Below are 8,557 nucleotides of genomic sequence, written 5' to 3' on the forward strand. Positions count from 1 at the left end.
GCTTCCAAATCGAAGACTTCACTAAGGGCATCGAAATGCTTACTGAATTATTCCATAAATACGATTTCGTAGACGGTGGCGTAATCTTCGGTCATGCTTTGTCTGGTAACGTTCACTTTAACATTACACCTGACTTCAGCGACCCTAAAGATACTAAGAACTTCGGCGACTTGGTAAAAGAAATGTCTGAACGCGTATCTGGTTTCGGTGGTTCTTTGAAAGCTGAACATGGTACAGGCCGCATGGTAGCACCATTCGTTGAAATGGAATGGGGTAAAAAAGCGTACGAAATCAACCGTCGCATCAAAGCCATCTTTGACCCTGAACGCATCTTGAACCCTGATGTTATGATTACTGATGATCCAGATGTGTACAAGAAAAATCTTAAAGCTCAATGCGTTATCGATGATGCTTTCACAATCTGTATGGAATGCGGTTTCTGTGAAAAACATTGTCCAAGCCGTAACTTAACATTGACTCCACGTCAACGTATCGCATTGTTGCGTGAAACTAAACGCCTTGAAAACGAAGGCAACTTCACATTGGCATCTGAACTTAGAAAAGGTTACGAATACTTCGGCGTAGATACTTGTGCTGCTTGCTCTATGTGTAAAGGTCTTTGCCCACTCAGCATCGATACTGCTCAAATCGCATTGTCCATGCGCCGCATCGATCCACCTGCACCAGAATTGGCTAAGAAAATCTACGATAACTTCTCCACAACACTTCAAATGTGCCGTGCTGGTGTAAGTCTTGAAGGCATTGCAGGCTCTATCATTACACAAAAAGCGATTTCTAAGATTACTGAAGGCTTACATGGCGTAACAGGTGTTACACCATATGTACCTAAAACAACTCCTAAGGCTAATCGCTATAAATTGAAAAACCGCATTAAACCTACTAACTTTGAAAAGGTTGTATACTTCAGTACTTGTGCGAACCGCGCATTCAAACCAAACCAAGGTTATGACGATGATCGCAGCTTACAACAAGTTGTAGAAAGCCTCTGCAACAAGGCTCATATCGATATTATTTATCCTCAACATATCGAAAACCTCTGCTGTGGTTTGAGCTTTGAAAACTACGATGACGTTCACGAACGTGCTGTTAAGGACTTGCACGATGCATTGATGAAAGCATCTCAAAATGGTAAATATCCAATTGTGATTGACCATAGTGCATGCTTTAACCATGCGTTCAAACACATGCCAGACTTAGAAATCAACGATATTTCTGAATTCTTGTGCAAATACGTAGTACCTCATCTCGATATTGAAAAATGCGATGAACGCGTAATCGTACACAAACAATGTAAGATTAAATCTTTGAATAAATCCCAATACATTGAAGACTTGGCTCGTCTATGTACAGACCATGTATTCAACATTAAATCCTTCGCATGCGACGGCTTTGCTGGTCAAAAAGGTTTCTTCACACCAGAACTTAACAAAGCTGCTACAAAAGACCTTGCTGGTGAAATTGCTGAATACGGCGCAACACTAGGCGTAAGCTCCAGTTCCACATGTGAAATTGGCCTTGGTGAAAGCGGTGGAATCCCATTCGTAGGCGTTGCATTCCTATTAGACCGTTGCTCTAAAGCAAAAAAATAAGATTTATAACATTACCTACCATATAACGAAAAAGGACGAGTTGCGGCTCGTCCTTTTTTGTATATAGTTTTGGTATAATTGTAATGTATTTAATAAATTATAAGTTACTACTACATATTGTCATCATATTAAATAATGAATATATACGACATAATGTGGTTGTATATATAGATAATATAGAGGTATGGTATGAAATATATTCTATTATGTATATGTTTGCTTAGCCTATTAGGTTGTGGCACGGATACTAAGACTCAGGAAAACACTAAACCTACAACAGCTAATGAACAAGCTAAAACAGATCAAGGCCAAGATGCTCATGTAATGGCAGCTAAGCAGGCTCTATCCTCTGGCGATTATGCTAAAACCATCGAGGAAGCATCAGCTTCTATTAAGGATAATCCTAATAATGCAGAGGCGTACTCCATCCGTGGCTTCGCTACGGCGTTGAGTGGTGATACCGCTAAAGGTTTAGTAGATACTAAAAAATCATATGATTTAGATCCTAATAATGTAGCGAATTACTACAACATGGCCATGGTGTACAAATTACAAGGCCAATTAAATGAGTCTAAACAATGGTTTGAAAAGGTATTAGAAAAGGACCCTCGTAACACCTGGTCTGTGTACGGTATTGCTACCATTTATGCAGACCAAGGGGATGATACGAAGGCCCTTGATTGGCTTGAAAAAGCGATTACAATTGATCCATCTGTGAAAGCCGTAGCTGCTGAACAAGACCATTTCGAACGCTTTCACAATAATGCGCGATTTAAAACATTAGTAGGATTATAGGTATGGCTGTGAAACAGATGATTCGCCTTATTATAAAGGCGATAGGATTTATATATTGGTTTGTTTTTCTATACCTTGGTGGTCTAATGGTCGTAGACTGGTCAGGGTTTATGTCCCAACATAATATAGAAACACCTCTATTCCTTACATACTTAGTATTTGTAGGATGTTTTGTAACACCGTATATTATGCTGTACTGGAAAAAGCTAAATCCTAATGTGAAAGTTCCATTTTTTGTGCGCCATCTCTCCGAATTTATGGCGCGATTAGAAGATTGCCATAGCATATGGTTTGATGTGCTATATGTACTAAAATTATTGCTCTATTTCGTAACAATCCTGTGGATGCTTTGTATCATATTACTCACCTTAGCAGTTATTGCGTGGACAATAGTCCTAATTTTGCTGAGCAATTGATGATGTAAATTTATATTTACATTGTTTTTTCTACTAATGCTTCTTGTAAAAGTTGAGAAAAATTAATTCCTTTAGCTAGCGCTCGATCATTTAGCCAGGCAGGAATTGTTAAGGTTTTCTTTACGGATTTACTATTTTTAGCTAAATCAATATCTGTTTGCACTAATGTAGGATACGTTGTATCCGTACAAGGTAAGTTGCGAATAGATGTAGGTGTAGGTAATCTTTCTCCATCTTCTAAGGCACCTAAAATATATAGCTCCATAGCTTCTTGCGCATTAGTTACGAGCTCTGTTAGGGTTGAGCCAGTACTGCTAGTATATTCTAAGTCTGGAAACTCAGCCCAGAAACCATCAGCATCATCATGGATTATAGCAGGGTATATAAATTTCATAAATCCTCCTCATTTTAGTCCTGTACGTTTTAAAATTGCATTTAATAAGCCGACAGGTACATCTTTTCCATGTACGGCAATCACTTCAACTTGATTATCCTTTTTCAAACGATGATGATTGCCGCGTTGCCGTACATCCTTCCAGCCGTTTTTGAGTAGCAGTTTTAGTAGATCTTTATCTTTCATATGCTCTCCTTTTATAGTAACACGTGTACACGTATAAAACAATTGATATGAGTTATGTCTTTTCATTTCTAGTCTAACCGTATATAAAGGAAAACAGGGGTGACCATTGGTCACCCCTGACTCTATTAGTCACTTGACAAAATAGATATATGATTTATATGCATTAATTCTATTTATATAAATCATATTAGTATATAATTAAGGTATATAAATCGGGTTGTATATTGATGAAAGGAGAGAATTCATCATGAAACCATTGGGTAAACGGATTGCAATGGCTGTGTTGTGTGCGGCTACATTGACATCCCCCTTATTGTTGAGCGGTTGTAGTATGTCGGAGCTGTGGCAGGGCACTGAACAGAGTCGCAAGGAAATTGCGCAGCGGTCTGAGCAGGATCAGGTACAGTTATTTAATCAATATGTAAAAGCCGTAAGCCGATTTAATCGCATGGCTGTAATGTTTGATTATGCGAATAGACCAACTCTTAATGAGTTAAAAGCGGGGCAGCATTTAACTGTATTTAATGCGCCGAACTTTAAACAGCTACAAAAAGAATTAGAAGAGGCTAAGCAAGCAGGTGTTCCGTATGATGAAATGAAGGAGCCTTTAGATAAGCTACTTTCAAAATTGAACGAAATTACACCGGTTGCGGAAGAACTTGATGCATACTATAAATCTAAAGGGTATACTACAGATAACTATGCTAAGGAGCAACAATTAGGTCCTAAATATGTTCAGTTATACGAACAATTTATTCCTATTTATGCTGACTTTGATAATTTAATGCATAAGATTAATACGGACCGATTGCAACAACGGTTACAACAATTGCGCGATGCAGGTAAGAAAAATGCAGCCGCTGCACAAGAGGTTTCTTTGCGACTTACTGCAGTCCTAGAAAAGCTAGATAGTGAAAAAGAACCAGATGTAAATGCGATCAATCAAGAGCTACAAGCTATTGGTGATTTAGCGAATGGTATTTCTAGCCCTAAGTATGACCCTGTTAAGACCTCTGTAAACTCTACGATTGGTGCCATTCGTACCTATATGGGATCCAAACAAGATAACGATTATAAACATATGGTTGAGGCCTATAACCGTTACATTTCCAATATGAATACAACCAATATGAATGAATTGGATCAATAGAGTTAATACGGTTTAAGACGGATACGTTATATATGAGTTAATATAAGTATGAGCATCATATAAGCGTAACTTAGTGTAAGTATTATATATAAAAAGCTGTATCGAATGAGGATATCATTTGATACAGCTTTTATGTATTTATAGGCTAGATATAGTTGCTAAAATCTCTTGTGAGATTGCATGCAGATAGCAAACGCTCTCTTGTACTTAACTACATTTTTCTAATGGTTGTAATTTGATTTGATAATGAGAACAACACTAAGGCTATCCAGATACAACCAAAGGCAATCATCTGTGGTGTGCCAAAGCTTTCACCAAAGTAGAAAATAGCTAGCAACAAGGCAATGGTAGGGGAGACATATTGCAGGAAGCCTAGTAGGTTGAGCGGCAATAGTTGAGCGCCATAGGAGAATAGCACCAATGGAACCGATGTTGTTAGACCGCAGGCTATGAGTAGCATGGACGTATACAAGTCTGTGCTGAAATAGGACCATACTGTATTATCGATCATGGTCGTATAGAGTAAGGCTAGCGGTGTTAATAGCCAAGCCTCAAAGGCGATGCTCGTAAAGGGAGAGATGAGTAGTTTCTTTTTGACGACCCCATAGAGGCCAAAGGAAACGGCGAGGATCATCGACACTAACGGCAAGGATCCCACTTGATAGGTGAGCAAGGCGATGCCGATGGTAGCGATGAGAACACTTAGCTTTTTTGGTACAGATAGAACCTCTTTAAATAGGATGACACCTAACACCACATTGAAGAGTGGGTTGATGTAATAGCCAAGGCTCGTGTCCATAACTTGGTTGTTGGCGATGGCCCAAATGTAGGTAAACCAATTTACGCTGATGATGACTGATGCCATCAACAGTAGTAATAGTTGTGAACGCTGTTCTTTTAGTAATTGAAAGTCCTTTTTGAACTGTTTAAAATGTAGGCCAAATACGACGATGGCCATGCAAATGCCTGACCAGATAATGCGCTGTGCCAGTATATTATATGGTGAAACATGGTTTAATAATGCCCAATAGAGAGGGAGTAAGCCCCAGATGATATAGCAACTAAGGGCTGTTATTAGACCTTTTTTACTTGTATGCTCCATAATGCCTCCTTGTGATTGTATTCATTATATCACGCATTGTGGGTGCGTTTGTGCGTGGGCTTAGATCTTATGATGATTTGTACTCGATTTATAACTCGATTTGCAGACAATGAATACGTATATTTGAAAGTGATGAGTTTTTGTCATTTTAAATACGCATTAGTTATAACCTGAAATTTGATACTTATGATTAACTGTTATGTTCATTGACTTTGTGCATAATCTTACACTATATTGGACTTAGAACAACGAATATAGAGAATAGGTGTCGCAAGACTTAATAGAGAAATCGGTACAAGCCGATGCGGTCCCGCCACTGTAAGGACGAGCCTGCTTTCATAAATGTCACTGGAGCAATCTGGGAAGGCGAAAGCAAGGCGATGAGCCCGAGCCAGGAGAACTGCCTATTTGATAATCACCGTTATGTACCTACGAGCGATAGGAAGGGGATTGAGGTATGCTGGTTTCAGTGTTTTTTGGCATACTTTTCAACAAGGAACCTTACGTGTCACTTTTGGGTGGCACGTTTTTTATTGCCCTTGAAAGTGACTGTTGAGCATATACATCAGGCTTTATTGTTAGTAAACTGATGGACACAGATTTGAGGTTGATGTGATCCATAGATAGGAAAGCTTTGGTGGTGTATAAGCATAACAATTGTAGGTACGGTGCGCTGTTTCTCGGTATGGTTTCGAGTTGAAAAGGAGGCACATATATGTCTGACAAAAAGACTTCAAAGGATGCTGAACGCGATCTATTAGCTCCTGTATCCTTTGATGAATTTGAGAAACCTACGTATGAACAATGGCAGGCAGAGGTTGAAAAGGCGTTAAAGGGTGGCGACTTCCATAAGAAGATGTTCACGAAAACCTATGAAGGTATTACGTTGCAGCCGATTTACACACCTGCATTGCATGCAGAAGCAATTCCTAAGGGCGTATACCCTGGGGCAGGTGAGTTCCTACGTGGCACTAAGGCAAGTGGTTATATTAAAGACTCTTGGGGTGTATCCCAATATGTAGATGACTCTTTGCCTAAAGATGCTAATCATGCAAGTTTATACGAGATTGTAAAAGGTGGCACCATTCACAACATCCGCCTAGATGAAGCAACACGTCATGATCAAGATGTGCAAGTAGGCGCATCTGTTGGCGTTGGTGGTACATCTGTATCCACCATGGATGACTGCAAACAATTGATTGACCGCTTCAATTTGAAGGAAAATCCTTTGTACATTGAAACTGGTGCTTCTGCAGCCATCTTGCTTGGCATGTTAGCGGCTACAGTGAAAGGCGCTAAAAAACAAACGTCTGACTTGAAAGGTCTCGTTGGTGCCGACCCTATCGGTGTTTTGGCGAAAGACGGTGCTTTGCACATTTCCTTAGATACAGCCTTTGATGAAATGGCACATACTGTTGTATGGGCTAAAGAACAGGCGCCAGAGCTTAAAACCGTGCTCGTATCCGGCGATGTATACGCTAATGGCGGCGCTAACGATGTGCAAGAGGTTGCCTATGCATTGGCAACGGCTGTATGCTACGTGCGTCAATTAGCACAACGCAACATTGATATTCACACCATTGCTAAGAGCATGATGTTCACATTCTCCTTAGGTGCTAACTTCTTTATGGAAATTGCTAAATTACGTGCCTTGCGCGTACTTTGGGCTCGCATTATGGAAGCTTTCGGTGCTGAAGAAGCGGACCGTGCTGTTCATGTACACGGCAGAACATCTGCTTTCACAAAAACTGTATACGACCCATATGTAAACTTGTTGCGCAATACGACACAAGCATTCTCTGGCGTTGTAGGCGGTTTGAACAGCCTTGAAGTATCTCCATTTGACCAACCAATTCGCAAAGCGGATGATTTCTCTCGCCGTATTGCCCGTAACATCCAAGTTATGTTGCAAACTGAATTCGAGTTGCGCCAACCTGTGGACCCTGTAGGCGGTTCCTGGTATGTGGAAACATTGGCTGCTGAACTCTGTGAAAAAATCTGGGCTGAGTTCCAAACCATCGAAGCTAAAGGCGGCATTATTGCAGCGTTGAAAGAAGGCTATCCTCAAGCTCAAGTGAAAGCCATCCTCGATGAACGTTTCAAGAACCTTGCATTCCGTAAGGACGTAGCTGTTGGTAACAACATGTATGCGAATATGACGGAAGAATTGCTTGATCCAAAACCAGAAAATCAAGAAACATTGCGTCAAAAACGTGCTGCTCAAATTGATGAGTACTTGGCAGGTGCAGAGGCTGATGCGGTTGTGAAAGCACAGGCTACTCTAGAAGCAAGTACAACAGAACCAGGTGCGTTGATTGGACTTATTGAGCTGGGAGCATTACAAAAATTGACAATCCGCCAAATCCGTAAGGCTTTAGATGCCGGCGATATTGCTTCTGAAACAATCGAACCAATTACAGCACATCGCTGGACTGAACAATTCGAAGCACTTCGCATGCGTACGGAAGCGTATAAACAACGTACGAAAGATAATGTGAAGGTATTCTTGGCTAATATGGGCCCAATCCCTCAACATAAACCTCGTGCGGACTTCTCCACAGGCTTCTTCGAAGTAGGTGCTTTTGAAGTTATTAAAAATGATGGCCATGAAACAACGGCTGATGCGGCGAAGGCTGCTCGTGAAAGTGGTGCCGATGTTGTCGTTATCTGTTCCACAGATGATACATATCCAGAATTAGTACCACCACTCGCTAAAGAGTTGAAAGAAACTATGCCGAATGTAACAGTTATTTTGGCAGGGGCGCCTCCTAAGGACCTTGAGCCTGTATACCGTGAAGCTGGCGTAGACGACTTCATTTCCGTTCGTGCAAATTGCTACGAAATCTTACATACGTTACAAGATAAGAAAGGGATGTGAGCTCATGTTTAAAAATCCAGACTTCT

The 8,557-nt window shown here is 40.5% G+C and carries 7 protein-coding genes and 1 riboswitch; of the genes, 4 read left to right on the forward strand and 3 right to left on the reverse strand.

The annotated features are described in order from the left end of the window. Window positions 1–1,610: FAD-linked oxidase C-terminal domain-containing protein (locus QZ055_RS06400; RefSeq protein ID WP_295825386.1), on the forward strand; the 1,610-nt coding region annotated here is incomplete at its 5' end. 189 nt (window positions 1,611–1,799) lie between these two features. Continuing rightward, window positions 1,800–2,405 (forward strand): tetratricopeptide repeat protein, encoded by a 606-nt coding sequence (locus QZ055_RS06405; protein ID WP_295825389.1) that lies wholly within the window; start codon window positions 1,800–1,802, stop codon window positions 2,403–2,405. Between the two features lie 432 nt (window positions 2,406–2,837). On the opposite strand, the gene QZ055_RS06410 is transcribed toward QZ055_RS06405, so the two are convergent. After that, window positions 2,838–3,215, reverse strand: coding sequence for a type II toxin-antitoxin system HicB family antitoxin (locus tag QZ055_RS06410; RefSeq protein WP_295825391.1), 378 nt, complete (start codon window positions 3,213–3,215; stop codon window positions 2,838–2,840). Between the two features lie 9 nt (window positions 3,216–3,224). Beyond that, window positions 3,225–3,401 (reverse strand): type II toxin-antitoxin system HicA family toxin, encoded by a 177-nt coding sequence (locus tag QZ055_RS06415; protein WP_295825393.1) that lies wholly within the window; start codon window positions 3,399–3,401, stop codon window positions 3,225–3,227. A gap of 247 nt (window positions 3,402–3,648) precedes the next feature. Between QZ055_RS06415 and QZ055_RS06420 the strand changes: the two genes are divergently transcribed. After that, entirely contained in the window at window positions 3,649–4,551 is a 903-nt protein-coding gene (locus QZ055_RS06420) for a DUF3829 domain-containing protein (protein WP_295825395.1), read from the forward strand. A 211-nt stretch (window positions 4,552–4,762) separates the two neighbouring features. On the opposite strand, the gene rarD is transcribed toward QZ055_RS06420, so the two are convergent. Continuing rightward, window positions 4,763–5,653, reverse strand: a complete 891-nt coding sequence (gene rarD, locus QZ055_RS06425; RefSeq protein ID WP_295825397.1) for an EamA family transporter RarD — start codon at window positions 5,651–5,653, stop codon at window positions 4,763–4,765. 246 nt (window positions 5,654–5,899) lie between these two features. Then, window positions 5,900–6,076, forward strand: a riboswitch (cobalamin riboswitch). Between the two features lie 292 nt (window positions 6,077–6,368). Here rarD and QZ055_RS06430 point away from each other — a divergent pair. Continuing rightward, window positions 6,369–8,531 carry a methylmalonyl-CoA mutase family protein gene (locus tag QZ055_RS06430; RefSeq protein WP_295793949.1) on the forward strand — a complete coding sequence of 721 codons (2,163 nt, stop codon included), beginning with the start codon at window positions 6,369–6,371 and terminating at the stop codon, window positions 8,529–8,531. Window positions 8,532–8,557: the final 26 nt, after the last annotated feature.

The organism is uncultured Veillonella sp., assembly GCF_905209685.1.
In the GTDB taxonomy this organism is placed as follows: domain Bacteria; phylum Bacillota; class Negativicutes; order Veillonellales; family Veillonellaceae; genus Veillonella.

Excerpts from the sequence above, each read along its gene's own strand:
- QZ055_RS06405 (WP_295825389.1), top strand. The coding sequence starts at position 1,800 with ATGAAATATATTCTATTATGTATATGTTTGCTTAGCCTATTAGGTTGT.
- QZ055_RS06410 (WP_295825391.1), bottom strand. The coding sequence starts at position 3,215 with ATGAAATTTATATACCCTGCTATAATCCATGATGATGCTGATGGTTTC.
- QZ055_RS06415 (WP_295825393.1), bottom strand. The coding sequence starts at position 3,401 with ATGAAAGATAAAGATCTACTAAAACTGCTACTCAAAAACGGCTGGAAG.
- QZ055_RS06420 (WP_295825395.1), top strand. The coding sequence starts at position 3,649 with ATGAAACCATTGGGTAAACGGATTGCAATGGCTGTGTTGTGTGCGGCT.
- rarD (WP_295825397.1), bottom strand. The coding sequence starts at position 5,653 with ATGGAGCATACAAGTAAAAAAGGTCTAATAACAGCCCTTAGTTGCTAT.
- QZ055_RS06430 (WP_295793949.1), top strand. The coding sequence starts at position 6,369 with ATGTCTGACAAAAAGACTTCAAAGGATGCTGAACGCGATCTATTAGCT.